The sequence below is a fragment of the Psychrobacter sp. M13 genome, from assembly GCF_030718935.1.
GTDB classification, from domain to species: Bacteria; Pseudomonadota; Gammaproteobacteria; order Pseudomonadales; family Moraxellaceae; genus Psychrobacter; species Psychrobacter immobilis_G.
Genome location: NZ_CP132194.1, coordinates 1,636,667 through 1,650,978, shown reverse-complemented (window position 1 = coordinate 1,650,978; position 14,312 = coordinate 1,636,667). Strand labels below are relative to the sequence as shown.

Sequence of the window (14,312 nt, the reverse complement as noted above, 5' to 3'; positions counted from 1 at the left end):
AAGCTCGACTCAGAGCATGACAGATAGCACTATCAATATTGAAGTATAAGAAGCTGAGGCACAAGAGTCACTATGAATACCAGTAATATAAAAAAATATGCGCCAAAAGCCCGCCGTGAGTTTATGGAGGCAGTCGCCAAACGTCTAAATAGCTTTGGTATTTCGCAAACCGAAGCAAAAGGCAGTACAGCAGGCGAGCTAAACATCGCAGAAGCCATCGTGAAAGGCTCTGTGCTACAAATTAATGGCAATAACTTCGACAGTGCTTTAGCTGAGCCTAGACGACGCTTGGTGGCACTCAGCGAACAGATGGGCTTTGAGCAACTGGTAGAGCAAGGCGCTTATACTTGGTTTAACCGCTTATGCGCGATTCGCTATATGGAGATTCATGATTATCTTGGTCATGGCTTTCGCGTATTGTCGCATCCAGACAATCCTACAGGCTTTGAGATTATCGATCATGCTGTGGATGCTGCTGACGAGTTAGCGTTAGACCGTGACTATATTATTGAGTTAAAGCTGGCAGGTAATAAGGACGAGACACTATATCGGCGGCTTTTGCTAAAGCAGTGTCACAAGCTACACGAAGCCATGCCGTTTTTGTTTGAAGCCTTAAATGATGCAACTGAGCTGCTATTACCAGATAATCTTACTCGTACCGATTCGATACTGCGCGGCTTGGTCGATGGTATTCCTGAAGAGGACTGGGATCAGGTTGAGGTCATCGGTTGGCTGTATCAGTTCTATATCTCTGAGAAAAAAGACGAGGTCATGGGTAAGGTAGTCAAAAGCGAAGATATCCCAGCCGCCACTCAGCTATTCACGCCCAATTGGATTGTAAAGTACTTGGTACAAAACTCAGTCGGTCGTCAGTGGCTACAGACTTATCCTGAGTCAGCAATCAAAACCCAGATGGAATACTATATCGAGCCAGCCGAGCAATCGTCTGAGGTCAATGAGCAACTGCAAGCAATGACTCCTGATAGTATCGATCCTGAGAGTATCAAGGTGCTAGATCCAGCGGTCGGGTCGGGCCATATATTGATCGAAGCTTATAACGTGTTAAAGGCAATCTATGAAGAGCGCGGCTTCCGCTCTCGTGAGATACCACAGAAGATACTAGAGAATAATCTATATGGCTTAGATATCGATGATCGTGCGGCTCAGCTGTCAGGCTTTGCACTGATGATGCTAGCACGTGCTGATGATAAGCGTATCTTTACCCGTCATGTCAGTCTCAATGTACTGGCACTACAAGAAGGCAATCATATCAACTTGCCAGCAGTCTGGCGTGAGCTGAATTTGTCTGGTGGCTGGGATGATGGCACATCCCAAGATATGTTCGCTGATGAGACGCAAGATCTTAGCTCGTTTGAGGCGGACAATCGCTATCAATTATTACAGCGTACGGTAGGACGTTTTGGTCAGGCGAAGACTTTTGGTTCTCTGATTGAGGTGCCAGCGGATGAGTATGATGATTTAAAAGAGATGCATGAGACTTTAGTAGAGTTGGCGGAGTCTGGTGACTCATTTCAACGACCTGCCGCTAAGCAGTTAATTGATATTGTCCATCAGGCGCTTATTTTAGCTATCCGCTATGATGCGGTAATTGCTAACCCACCGTATATGGGTAGTAAGTATCAAACAGTAGAAGTTAGAAAATACCTTAAAGATAACTTTAAGGGTTATGAAAAAGACCTTTTCTCAGCCTATATAATTCGTAATTTGCAATTGGCAAAAGACAATGGGCAGCTTGGCTTTATGACGCCATTTGTATGGATGTTTATATCAAGTTATGAGCAGCTACGAAATAAACTAATTAATGATGAAACTATTTCTACTCTCATTCAATTAGAGTATTCAGGGTTTGACGGCGCAACCGTTCCAATTTGCACCTTCACTTTGACAAAAGGTCATTTGTCAGGGTATACAGGTTCTTATATTAAGCTTTCTGATTTCCGTGGAGCAGCAAATCAAGCACCTAAAACTTTAGAGGCAATCAATGATACAGATTGCGGTTGGTTTTACAAAGCCAAGCCAGATGATTTTAATAAAATACCTGGAAGCCCGATTGCTTATTGGGTCAGTAAATCACTCATTAGTATCTATGAAGACAATCCTAAAGCAGAGCAAAGTTCACAAGCTGCTGTTGGACTGCAAACAGGTGATAACGATCGGTTCATGCGGTTTTGGTATGAAATAGATAGTTTGAAATTTTCAGATACTGTCAAAAGTACGGATGAAACTGTAGGTAGTAAGATAAAATGGGTACCATACAACAAAGGTGGTTCCTATAGAAAGTGGTACGGAAATCGTGAGTATGTTGTGAATTGGGAAGATGATGGTAAAGAAATAAGAAACTTTAAAGATGATGATGGCAAACTTAGATCTCGACCACAAAATACACAGTTCTATTTTAAAGAAGGGATAACTTGGTCGGAAATAACTTCTGCTTGGAAGTCTTTTAGATATAACGAATACGGATCTATATCTGATGTGAAAGGTCAGTCCGCATATTTTAGTTCGAAAAATGAGCTAGTCTCTGCACTATGTTGGTTGAATTCTAATGTGGTTGAAAAGCTAACAAAGATTCAGAACCCAACTCTTAGCTTCCAGTCAGGGGATTACAAAAACCTTCCTTTACCATTATTGAAAAAGGAAATGATTCCATTAGGGGAGGAAGCAATATCACTTTCTCAAAGAGATTGGGATGCCTTCGAAACTTCAAATAGGTTTAAGAAACCCCCTCTAGTGTCAAAGTTATTAAGAGTTCAAGATTCATATGATAATTTTTTCGATAACTCCAAAAATGATACTTCTCGACTCAAAGAATTAGAAGAGCAAATTAATAGTTATATAGTTTCTAATTTCAATTTACATGAAGATGTTGATATTAACGTATTGGAAGAGCAAGTTACTTTAAAAGTAAATCCGATATACCGATATGATGCAATTGAAGAAGCAAATATACGCTTTCAATCAGATATGATTGGTGAGCTAATTAGTTACTCTTTAGGCTGCATGCTAGGTCGATACTCACTAGATCGTGAAGGACTAGTCTATGCAAATTCGGGTAATGAAGGCTTTGACGACCTAGTCGCTGAGGGTGCTTACAAAAGCTTCCCAGCTGACCAGAACGCTATCATTCCATTGACTGATCAAGAGTGGTTTAAAGACGATGCCACCGACCGCTTGCGTGAGTTTGTACAAGTCGTATGGGGTTCTGAACATCTGCAAGAGAACTTAGACTTTATCGCGGAATCGCTATGCTTACACGCTATCAAACCGCTCGCTAAAAAAGGGCAGTCTGAATCCGCACTTGAGACCATACGTCGCTACCTATCGACCCAATTTTACAAAGACCACCTAAAGACTTATAAAAAGCGCCCGATATACTGGCTATTTAGCTCAGGTAAAAACAAAGCTTTTGAGTGCCTAGTGTACTTGCATCGCTATAACGAAGGCACCTTGTCACGTATGCGTACCGAGTATGTCACGCCGCTACTGGGTAAATATGACGCCTATGCCGAACAGCTAGATAAGCAAATAGACAATGCCGACTCTACCAGTGATGCCAATCGCTTCAAAAAAGAGCTTGCTGCTTTAGTGAAGCAACAGGTCGAATTGCGCGAGTTCGATGACAAGCTCAAGCACTATGCAGACATGCGTATTTCCTTAAACTTAGATGATGGCGTAAAAGTAAACTATGGCAAGTTTGGCGATCTGCTCTCTGATGTGAAGTCCATCACTGGATCAGCGCCGGAGGTTATCTGATGCAGGCAAGTGAACTCATTCAAGGTATCATTGCCAAGTTCAAAGACAACAGAATCGTATTTTGGCACGATCCTGACCAGAGCTTTATAGAAGAGCTGAATAGTCTCAGTGAGCCTTTGACCGCTGCCATTAACGCTAATGCTGATAACGTTGATAGTGATGAAGGCTTCTCAACTGAGGTAACGGTTCTAAATATGGCTGATGAATCCGTATTGGCCACCAAAAAGCGTATTGAAATCGATGAGCCTAAAAAACGGTTTTTACTTTATTTTCCAGAAGTGGAGTCTGAACCTGAGCGTGATTGGCTGCTTGATATACGCCTTTATAGTGAGCAGTTTTTTGCAGATCATAGCTCGATGCTACTCAATGAGCTTGGTATTACTAACATGTCGCTGCGCTCATATATTCAAAACCGCCAAAAGTTCTTTGCCAATAAGCAGCGCTTAGCAGGATTGAAAAAACGAGTAGCAGTCAATGACGATGCGCTGACTCTTGATCGTAAGATGATCGCGGTCGTCGTTAAGTCTGACTCAAGCCATCTGTCTGATATTTTATTTAGCTTGTTAAAAGAGCATGCAAGCCACTTAGAGGATGATGCAAATGGATTGCCCTTATGGGAGCAATTGACCAAGTTTGATTTGGTAGATGCACTCTGGATAGAGCTTGATAAAAATTATGGCTACGTCACAGAACAGCCGTCATTCTCAGACTTTGTATTGAAGTTATTTTGCACGGATTTTTGGACTCAGACAGAAGGCATCGAGCGTGACTGGCTCGCTAATAATGTCTTAAAAGGCAATGCAGGTCGAGCCACTGCACTGGCATTCATGGTCAGTTGGCGTGATAGTCGTACGTATTGCCCGTATTATGAGGTTGTATCTCATCAATTGGGTCAGCAGCTTGATATCAGTGCTAAAAGCAGCCAGTACCGTCCGATTGATCTCATTCGATGCGAGACCTTTAAGACGGTTGAGCAAAATATCATTCGCGGCTTGGTAGAGACGCTACTAGACAGCAGCATAACACTCGATAGAGTTGAGTTTGACAGTATTATCTCAACTAGGCTGGCAAGCCATTGGAGCCTGTCTAATTCTGCTTATACTAGCTCTTATCAAGCGTTACGTAGTGCAGAAATGCTGATTTATCTTCGTAACACGTATGTTGATGGTTTTCATTTTGATAGTGCCAAATCGATGTATGATGCCTACGTCAATGATATTTACCAGTTTGATCAAGCCTATCGCTTATTCAATGAGCATGTGCTTATCTCGCTAAGCATCGGTTCTGATATGCTCAGACGGCTAGATGAAGAGATCGAGAGTATATATACCAACTGGTATCTCTATGAGTTAGGACTGGCTTGGGATTATCATTTAGGTCATGAGCAACTGTTAGATAAATGGCAGATAACAGACATCCCAAATCAGTACAGCTTTTATAACAATGAAGTGCAAGCACGATTGAACACGACTCAACTACAACGAGCCTTTGTCATCATCTCTGATGCTTTGCGGTATGAGGTGGCATCTGAATTATGGTCAATTATTAATAATGAAAAACGTTTCAAGGCCAGTATCTCAACACAGCTCGGCGTATTACCGAGCTATACTCAGCTAGGTATGGCGGCGCTATTGCCTCATGACTCTCTGAGCTATCAGCCTGAAAGAGGTAAATCTGTCTATGTTGATGGCGTCTCATCAGCGGGCTTAGATTATCGGGATAAAATCTTGCAAAAAGTAGGCGGTATGGCAGTAAAGGCAACAGACCTGATAAATTGGAGTAATCAAGAAGGTCGCGATAAAATTCGTGATGCAAGGGTCGTTTATATTTATCATGACACAATTGACGCTATGGGCGATAACTCGAAAAATGAAGAAAAGACCTTTGAAGCTTGCCGTAGTGCCATTGACGAGCTAAAAAACTTAGTAGGTCGCATTATCAATCGTCTGAATGGAAGCCACGTCGTAATAACTGCTGATCATGGATTTCTCTTTCAGCAAAAAGAGCTGGTTGCCGACAATAAGACCAAGCTAACCACAAAACCTAGTGGCGTCATGGAAGCCAAAAAGCGTTATGTGATTGGTGATGACTTGCCATCAGACGAGGCTTATTGGAAAGGATCTATCAGCAATACAGCCAACGGCTTAATTGATTCGTCGAACCAGACCGAGTTTTTAATACCCAAAGCCAGCCAGCGTTTCCATTTTGTTAGCGGTGCTAAGTTTGTTCATGGTGGCGCAATGCTGCAAGAGATATGTGTCCCTATTATCCATATTCGAGAGCTAGATAAAGAGCAGGCGACTAAGTTTGAGAATCAGCCAGTGGGTGTCGTTGTGGCAAACCAGCCAATTAAACTAGTCAGTAATATCGATAAAATTAAATTTATTCAAACGGATGCGGTAGGCAAGCAATTTATCTCTCGTCAGATTAATGTGTTCATTGTAGATAGTAACGGTAAAGAAATCTCTAGTAGAGAGACGATAAATTTTGACAGTAATAGCAAGATTATGGATGAGCGTACTCGCGAAGCTAGGCTTAGCTTAATCGGATCACAGTTTGACCGCAATGCGCAATATACCCTGATATTAGAAGATGCTAAAACACAGATTAACTATAGTCAGTATAGCGTGACGATTGATTTGGCTCATTTGGATGATTTTTTCTGAGGATAGATAAAATGGTACTGTTTTAATAGATTTAGACAATTCAATCGTGATACATTGGTTTACTTTTGTTTGGCTATCTAATCTACTAAAGGTAATTAAAAAAATGGAATTATCAGATCATTTTAAAATTTTCTCATCGCTTATTTTTGGCAGCATTGCGATTACAGGCTGTTTTGATAAATCAACTGACGTAATTGATGACCCAAAAGTCTCTATTTCTGAATCTAAAAAAGCCTCCCATAATATTGATGATGCTAATAAAGTAACTAGCGATCAGCAGAAAGATATTGAAATGGTAGCTACTAGCTCTACAAGTAATGATGCCTCAATTCAAGCTGACAACGGATTCATAAAGGTAGCCTCTAAAGATCCTGGTCAAGCTGCTTTTGATGAATTTATGAATAGCAGTTTCGCTACTGAGCTGCCAACTACTAAGCCGGACTCTAAAGCTTTGTCACAGACATCAATGGATGAGGAAAAAATAAATCTTAAGATCGCAAGCCTTGTGCCATCTAAGCTCAACACAGGATATTCTGATGAATGGATAGAAAGAGTTAAGTGTGAAAATAATTCTAGTAACTACTTTTGTAGTACTAAATACTTGAAAGATGTACAAAAGTCTAAAAATAGAATTATCTTATCAAAAAATGAAGAAGTTGTTATAAGTTTGAGAACTGTCCCTTCAGAAGGAGATGAGCCTACGGAGCTTACGCTTAGCTATGTTAAAAGCGGAGTAGTTTATCCTACAAATCTCCATCCTGACAATTTTGGAGATCATGGCTTCCATAATACAAGATATGCCCGTGTAAATGGTGAAGCGTGTATATATGCCAAGCTAACTGAAGAGGATGGTCGCGAATCATCAAATCTATACAATTGTTTCATACCGGCTGATAATCTGAATAATAGTATGTTTTCCTCATTAGCACCCTCAAAGAATAATGTCGAAATTCTATTTAGTGAAAGTGATTTAGACAAAATAGAACAGACAAGCTATAAGTATTTTTCAGAATACAAATCTGAATATGACTTTTAATTTGTCCCATTCGTCCCAAGGGTTTTTGATAGCTGGGACAAGTATCAGCCCGTATGCTGTATAAGTTGTACCACTAGTCCCATCTGTCCCAAGGTTTGTATTGAGTTGTTTTTTGCTGAATGAATAAAGTTGTTTAAATTTATACTTTATTTATAAAATGCATCTTACATATAATCATATAAAGGAGTTATGATGAAATTTTCAAGAGGATTGTTAACTTGCTTGGTAATAACAGCTGTATCTTTAAGTTCGGCAAACGCTAAAATTAATAATGGCAATGATTTTTTTAAGAATCAGCAGGTAGAGGTATTTAATCAACCTCTGGGTGATGGCGTGAAGTCAACGACTTGGTATGCTAAACCATTAAGAATACAATTACCCGAAAACAATGCTTTGAAGCCTGAGGTGATGTGGCTTCAGGTTTATTCAACCGGATATACAGGTGCCTTCAATCAGTATGTTGAAATAAATTGCAAGGAGCCAGTCAAGTCTCATATTATGACAGCTGATGGGGATAAAATTAGCTTTAAAGCGTCAATGGCTTACCCAGATGATCCTTGGGATGACAACTTTATCAATCATATAGACAGAGACGCGGTCGGAGGTATTTTCTCGTATTATTGTTCTTAAAATATATAACTAAATATTCTATTTAAAAAGCTCTCTTATTCACTGAATAAGAGAGCTTTTGGTATTTTAGTGTTTACTCAGCTTTGACATGGGACTAAAGGGACAGCGGGACAACACCCGTCGCTAAAGGTTCTAAAGTAGTCCTGGTCGTTTCAAGTTAAGGTATGACTGGGACTTTTATTAGTAAACCCTTATTGGTATTTCTAAGCAGGTTCATAGTTTAGTATTGACCCTTTAATACCATAAACACGGGGACGTTGTTTAATACAAGTTGTCGGAGTTTTATAAGTGTTGCGACCAAATTCATTCATAATCAAAAGTCCAGCTTCTTCTATTACTTTCAACACCTTACGCTTACTAAATGGTGAGCATACATCTTTTTCAAAATTACTAGTAAAAAAGTAGAAATCGTTTGTGTCGCGATTATGGTAGCCAGCACAATTGCTAATCTTGGCTTCAAAGACTGTAGATCCTTTATTGTAACAAGGCTGAAACCTGCTTGAACCATGTTTTTCAATAAATGCTTTAACATTATTGATGATTTGTCTCTCTTCATGCTCACCATCGTGTCCATAGTTGTCAAGCCAATTATTAAAACATACCTTGACTGCTGCTGTAGCTTGCCCAGTTTGCCAACCAGTAATACCAGCTTGTGTTGCCATCTCCCCTGCGGCAGCTACAAGCGCAAATCTTTTAGCGACCCTGTGCGCCTGTGATGATAGATCATTGTATTGCAGCATAAAGCCTTTAATTAAACTTTTAGCTTTAGCTGTAGTTTCTACTTTATTAGCAGTAACATAATTAAGCCAAGCAATTCCTGCTGTGCCGTGGTATTTAGAGGCGAGTTCTTTAATTTTATCTGCCTGTTCTGAACCAGAGTCTGCCATTACAAGGCTATCAAAAACTCCATTGCCTGTACCAGCGCCAGCTTCAATATGCGCAACGCGTATTTCGATTCCTGCAGTAACACCTTTAGACTCATATGCAACATGTTGTTTGATTGATTGCTCACCATTGGATAGAAATATGAGGCGCCAAGTATGAGATTTTTGGTTGTCTCCAGAGACAGAACTTCGTGATTTGCTACTTCCATTAGCTAGCATGTAAGCAGTTTTGACAGCGATGCTAGGTTCGAGCTGTCCTATTTCATCTAATAGCAAAACACTATCGTTATGCTCTCTGGCTGTGCCCTCGAGTGCATTGTCTGTTTGCCGCCAAGTTCTGACTATTCGTCTAGGATTTCCCCATACGCTGGCTGCTAGGCACATTGTAATAGATTTACCTATACTTGATGAGCCTAGCATGTGAAATCCACCTCCATCATAGCCTAACGGCTCTAATAGTTGTCCTGCGAATGCACAGCATATTGAGAATACAAGACGGCTTTGTTCAGCAATTAGTTTGCATATCTCATCACGCCATTGAACTAACGTACCTCTCTCAGATAGTACGTTACTAATTACATTATTAGATTGGTAGACAATAATTTCATCATCCTTGCCACCTAATGAGCGATTATGTAGTACGTATCGATCATTATGCCAGCCTAGTTTATCAACGCATAACCCCCTAATTTTAATAGGATGCTGCTGTAGATAAATATCCAAATATTGACGATGTTTAGTATTAGGTGTGATAATTAAACCCTGACTGGCCAAATATTTACGATATTCGCGTGTATCGCCATGAAATGAATCCATAGCTATAGAGTGTTGATGCATTACTCCATCAGCGTCAAACCATCTAATTAATATACCCCATGCAGTGCTGTGAACATCTCGCGTTCTGGCAATAACCTCTATGGGTGAGCAAATAAAAACGGCATGCTGTCTAGGAGGTTTGGAAGAGTTTTTATCATTGAGGTGTACATAATACAAACCATCAGAACGTACTTCAAAGAATCCATTTTCGTAAATGAATCGTTCATTAAGTTCGGTTTCTGCTATAATTTCAGATGATGGCTCGTCAATGTCATCTGTATTAGTTTCTAAAAGCTGAGCATCTGGCAGGATGCTTGGCTTTTTTATTAAGTCAGCTGATTGCTCATCAATTATCTTAGGATCAGAAATCTGATTGTATTTACTCATGACTATGCTTCCTCATTGTTGGATGAAGAAATATGACTATCTAACCAGTCATTAATATCGGACACACGCCAAAGGCTGGCACGTCCGATTTTTATGGGTGCTGGAAATTGCTTAATTTTGATTAGATGGTAGATATGTTTTGCGGAAAAACCAGTGATACCGCTGGTGGCTGGTCTGGCTGTAATGGTACGTTGCTGACCTGATTCAGTGGTGTAGGTGCGAGCTGGACGCTCAGATTGATTCGCGAGATCGGACATCCGCAAGAACTTGTTTTTCAATTCCATGATATTACTCCGCAGCACGAGTAGTTGTAGCCAGTAGTGGCAGGTGCTGTAGAGTGATAATAAGAAAATGCTTAGGGCGTTGAAATACTTATACGCGTATAATGCACAGTATACGCGTATAATGTGCATTTTTGAGCGTTAATCATTATGATTTATGAAAAATTACCTCGAACGGCTACTCTTAAATCTCTCAAAATAGTACTATAAGCAAGTTTCTCTTCATTATCATTGATGACAATATACTCAGCTGCTTTAGCAGCGCTTGAAAAATTTTTCTCTCGCATAATTTTTAAGTACTTCTTCTTTCTATCTGGTCTATCCTGATTGTTTTTATCCCACCGTTTGTTAATCGCTTTTTTGCTTTTTGCAGAGATTTCTCTTTGAAGATAATTTTTGCTCTCATAGTCGATTTGGACAACTCCACCACTATATAGAACAACTGCATAATCGTGATAGGTCAAGGCTACATCAAATGCGTTAAGTTCGAATGCTAGTAATGAGAGATCTTTATACAAGTAGATTCTAATAAGCTCCTCTATCATATATTTTAGTCTATCTAGCTCAGATCCAGAATAAGGTGCTAATATTTTTTGAAAATTATGATATTCATAAATTTCAGTATCTATGTCTTTGTCAATTTTTGCAAAAAGAGTTTCGATGTACCGGTTTAAAGCATATTCGTCTTTGCTCTCTGTGCGTTTTCTACTTGTATATCCTTCCTGGAAAATTGTTAGATTTTCCTGAAAATAGCTAAGATCGAACTTAAATTTCTCATTGATGTATGCATTGGCTGCTGCTTCAATAATTTCTAAATAGTAGATATTATTTTTCTGTTGTAGTTCGTGGCATTTTTCATGAGATAATATGTTACGCGCTATATCAATAGTTCTTGGTCTTTCTATATTGTCCATAACTGATCTAAAGCAGTTTTGATTGTTTAGCGCTTGAGGGTCAAACATAGTTTCTTTCCTTCATATAGTAAAAATAAAGTGCCTAAGTGAGTAATAGCTATTGTTTTGGTAACTAGTCTTAGTCTTAAATTTCCTGTTGATCAGAACAATATATTTGTAATTATTTTATCTGACTAGCAAGCTTTGCTAATAAATCAGGCGATACACCTTGCGCTTGTAAACTCTTCATCAAAATATCTTTATCATGCATCGCTATATCAGTAGCTTGCTCATTACGATTATTCATCTCTCTCTCAATTTCATCTGGTGTCATTAAGTCAAAACTAACCGCCTTGCCAGCTCGTAGATCATCTAAATGATTTGCCCATTGGTTCATCATCATTTGACGTTCTGCTAGATGTGCAGACAAGTCATAGCGCTTTTTGACACTAGACTGCCTAAGATGGGCTAACTGTATTTCTATTACATCTTCACTGAACTGCATTTCATACAATCCCGTGCTGGCAAGCTGTCTAAATCCATGCCCAGTCATCTTAGGGTAGAGGTCGCCTGTATAGCCCATACACCTTAAAGCTTGATTAAACCAAGCCTCACTATAAGGCTTGTTCTTGCTGAAGTTATAAAATACGTAACTCGTTTTTTCTGTTAAAGGTCGCATTCGCTCGATAATTGCCATCGCTTGTGATGATAGCGGAATTATGTGGTCTTGACGCTTTTTCATTTTATGTGCTGGGATACGCCATACATTTTTATAGTAGTCAATTTCTGACCATTCAAAAAATCGTAGTTCTTTCGTTCTAACAAAACATAACGTCATCAGCTGCATACCAGCCATGGTTTGTTCATGAGCATTCGGATGGTCTTTAATATATTTATCGATATTATGTAATAGTTCAGGAAGCTGATGCTGCTCGACCGCTTCCATACGCTTAGGCTTATGAGGTCTTAATGCTTTACTACGACCATAAGCGATATTAATGATGTCGTAGCTTAACGTATTAATAGCATATTCAAAAACTGAGCCAATTAGCTCGACACACTTACTTGAAGTATCGGCTGTCCATTTGCCTTGTTTTTCAAAGTAATTTTGAATTGCTAACCCGGTTTTGATGACGTCCTGTGCAGTGATAGAGGCAATAGGATAGTCACCGATATGCGGTGCAATATGCCTATTTAGATAGTTGTGAAGTTTTTGAATATTCTTAGGTGTAGTGGTAGATTTTTCGTCAATATACCTTTTAGCAATAACTCTAAATAAATCCTTCTGCTCATAGTCATTTTTATCATGATTTTTATGTTCTGTAGGATCAATGCCATCACTGAGCAATGCCTGAGCTTTATCACGTGCTAGCCTCGCTTCTTTTAGCGACACCTCTGGTTTAAAGGTAGAATCAATAGCTTGTTTAGCTGGCTTATAGATACCAATTTGATAAGTTTTTTGCTTAGGTCTAAGGTCTTTATCAGATTTATAGCGATAGGTCATTTGCCAAAATAGTGAGCCATTCGGATGTTGCATAAGGTATAAATTGTTACCATCACCATGGCGTGTGACTTTGGTGGGTGTGGACTGTTTGGCTATTGCTTTCACGCCAGCGTCAGTTAATCGATAGTCTTGTCTTCTTGTCATGGCTTATACCTCAAGGCGTTGAGAGGTTTAACAACAATCTCATCGCATAATTAACAACAAAAAATGATGTTGTTTATCATTTAACAACTCATTTAACAACATTGTAGAGGTGCTAGCAGGTAATGACAAGTAATCAATAAAGACAACTATGTATATGTATAAAGGGTTTAGAGGGATTGAGGTAATGCGAGGTTATGTCTAAATACAATGATTGGTGCGCCCACCAAGACTCGAACTCGGATCGATCGCTTAGGAGGCAACTGCTCTATCCTGTTGAGCTATAGGCGCATAATGGCTCATTGTAAAAAAATATAGCTATAAAAGCAATCGCTGAATAGAGTTTATGGTTTACCCAGATAGCAAAAGATACCAATCCGTTATTCACTATTGGTTAGAGCGTCTTTGACCACCTCAGTTTTTTCTGTAGTTGTTTTTCCATCTGACGTCGGGTTAAATAAATCATCGACACTATTTTGATAGCCATTAATATCATCGAACTGATACTCTCTTAAAATGTCTTGCCCAGTGCTTGAGATTAGGAAGTTGCGGAAGTTAATAGCCACAGGTTTAGCACTTACAATCACGCCTTCGAGCATTTGTGAGTTTTTTATAGCATAACCAAACGGATTTAGAGTACGAGCTTCACTGTTTTCTGCTGCTATTTCTTCAGGGTCTGTATCAGCACCGCTTTGTACGGGTGGATTAACAATATTGTTTTTTACATTTCTATCGAGCTCATCTTGTAATAGGCTTAATAGAGAGTCTGAGAGCTGATCCTCAGCAATAACTATATCAGTAGCGTTGGTATTGTCGAGCGTTAACAGAGCGGTCGCTGGCACGTAATTAGTCAATACTTGAATCTGTGGGTAACGTGCCTCAAATCTGACGATGACTTCATCTAAAGGTACTTGCAAAGGCTGCTGCGCTTGAATATATAGCGTATTCGCATCCGCGTTGTTTTTGACCTCATCGCTATCTTCTTCGGCACTTTCTTGCACTAGTTGTACGTCTTTACCGCTCAAGATAGGTAGCGGGTTAGTATTTTTTTGATTATTAATCCATAGCCATGAGAAGACACCAAAAATAATGAATATGAATAACAATACTAGTCCGGCGAATACTAACTTGTAGTCTCTCATAGGTTACAGCTCTTGTTGTATAAGGTGTTTCATATATAGTACGACACTATCTGTCGTAAGCTATTTCATATCAGTGATTATTGAGCAAGTATTAGGCCAGTATTGAGATAGTATGCTGGTAAACTACCCCTATCGATGGCACACTAATTCAAGCGCCG

The 14,312-nt window shown here is 39.5% G+C and carries 9 protein-coding genes and 1 tRNA gene; 4 read left to right on the top strand and 6 right to left on the bottom strand.

Annotated features, from left to right (window positions below):
* Positions 1 to 72: 72 nt before the first annotated feature.
* The 4 genes from pglX (at position 73) to Q9G97_RS06890 (ending at position 8,106) form a co-directional block, all read left to right on the top strand.
* A complete protein-coding gene (pglX, locus tag Q9G97_RS06905; RefSeq protein WP_305898193.1) occupies positions 73 to 3,774 on the top strand; it encodes a BREX-1 system adenine-specific DNA-methyltransferase PglX in 3,702 nt (1,233 codons plus the stop codon).
* Entirely contained in the window at positions 3,774 to 6,440 is a 2,667-nt protein-coding gene (gene pglZ / locus Q9G97_RS06900) for a BREX-1 system phosphatase PglZ type A (RefSeq protein ID WP_305898192.1), read from the top strand. Before pglX ends, pglZ begins: the two co-directional genes overlap by 1 nt.
* A gap of 103 nt (positions 6,441 to 6,543) precedes the next feature.
* A complete protein-coding gene (locus tag Q9G97_RS06895; RefSeq protein WP_305898191.1) occupies positions 6,544 to 7,476 on the top strand; it encodes a hypothetical protein in 933 nt (310 codons plus the stop codon).
* 189 nt (positions 7,477 to 7,665) lie between these two features.
* Positions 7,666 to 8,106 (top strand): hypothetical protein, encoded by a 441-nt coding sequence (locus Q9G97_RS06890; RefSeq protein WP_305898190.1) that lies wholly within the window; start codon positions 7,666 to 7,668, stop codon positions 8,104 to 8,106.
* Positions 8,107 to 8,309: 203 nt separating this feature from the next.
* On the opposite strand, the gene Q9G97_RS06885 is transcribed toward Q9G97_RS06890, so the two are convergent.
* From Q9G97_RS06885 to Q9G97_RS06860, 6 genes are all read right to left on the bottom strand, one after another.
* A complete protein-coding gene (locus Q9G97_RS06885; protein ID WP_305898189.1) occupies positions 8,310 to 10,193 on the bottom strand; it encodes a DUF927 domain-containing protein in 1,884 nt (627 codons plus the stop codon).
* A 2-nt stretch (positions 10,194 to 10,195) separates the two neighbouring features.
* Positions 10,196 to 10,477 carry an AlpA family transcriptional regulator gene (locus Q9G97_RS06880; protein WP_305898188.1) on the bottom strand — a complete coding sequence of 94 codons (282 nt, stop codon included), beginning with the start codon at positions 10,475 to 10,477 and terminating at the stop codon, positions 10,196 to 10,198.
* A gap of 152 nt (positions 10,478 to 10,629) precedes the next feature.
* Positions 10,630 to 11,436: a hypothetical protein gene (locus tag Q9G97_RS06875; RefSeq protein WP_305898187.1), complete on the bottom strand. Its 807-nt coding sequence runs from the start codon at positions 11,434 to 11,436 to the stop codon at positions 10,630 to 10,632.
* A gap of 112 nt (positions 11,437 to 11,548) precedes the next feature.
* Positions 11,549 to 13,015 carry a tyrosine-type recombinase/integrase gene (locus tag Q9G97_RS06870; RefSeq protein ID WP_305898186.1) on the bottom strand — a complete coding sequence of 489 codons (1,467 nt, stop codon included), beginning with the start codon at positions 13,013 to 13,015 and terminating at the stop codon, positions 11,549 to 11,551.
* Between the two features lie 212 nt (positions 13,016 to 13,227).
* Positions 13,228 to 13,303 (bottom strand) — tRNA-Arg (locus Q9G97_RS06865).
* Positions 13,304 to 13,392: 89 nt separating this feature from the next.
* Positions 13,393 to 14,154, bottom strand: a complete 762-nt coding sequence (locus Q9G97_RS06860; RefSeq protein ID WP_305898185.1) for a hypothetical protein — start codon at positions 14,152 to 14,154, stop codon at positions 13,393 to 13,395.
* Between the last annotated feature and the right edge of the window lie 158 nt (positions 14,155 to 14,312).

Bases quoted from the DNA above. Each gene is read 5' to 3' on its own strand.
- pglZ (WP_305898192.1), top strand. From the start codon at position 3,774: ATGCAGGCAAGTGAACTCATTCAAGGTATCATTGCCAAGTTCAAAGAC.
- Q9G97_RS06890 (WP_305898190.1), top strand. From the start codon at position 7,666: ATGATGAAATTTTCAAGAGGATTGTTAACTTGCTTGGTAATAACAGCT.
- pglX (WP_305898193.1), top strand. From the start codon at position 73: ATGAATACCAGTAATATAAAAAAATATGCGCCAAAAGCCCGCCGTGAG.
- Q9G97_RS06895 (WP_305898191.1), top strand. From the start codon at position 6,544: ATGGAATTATCAGATCATTTTAAAATTTTCTCATCGCTTATTTTTGGC.
- Q9G97_RS06870 (WP_305898186.1), bottom strand. From the start codon at position 13,015: ATGACAAGAAGACAAGACTATCGATTAACTGACGCTGGCGTGAAAGCA.
- Q9G97_RS06885 (WP_305898189.1), bottom strand. From the start codon at position 10,193: ATGAGTAAATACAATCAGATTTCTGATCCTAAGATAATTGATGAGCAA.
- Q9G97_RS06880 (WP_305898188.1), bottom strand. From the start codon at position 10,477: ATGGAATTGAAAAACAAGTTCTTGCGGATGTCCGATCTCGCGAATCAA.
- Q9G97_RS06860 (WP_305898185.1), bottom strand. From the start codon at position 14,154: ATGAGAGACTACAAGTTAGTATTCGCCGGACTAGTATTGTTATTCATA.
- Q9G97_RS06875 (WP_305898187.1), bottom strand. From the start codon at position 11,436: ATGTTTGACCCTCAAGCGCTAAACAATCAAAACTGCTTTAGATCAGTT.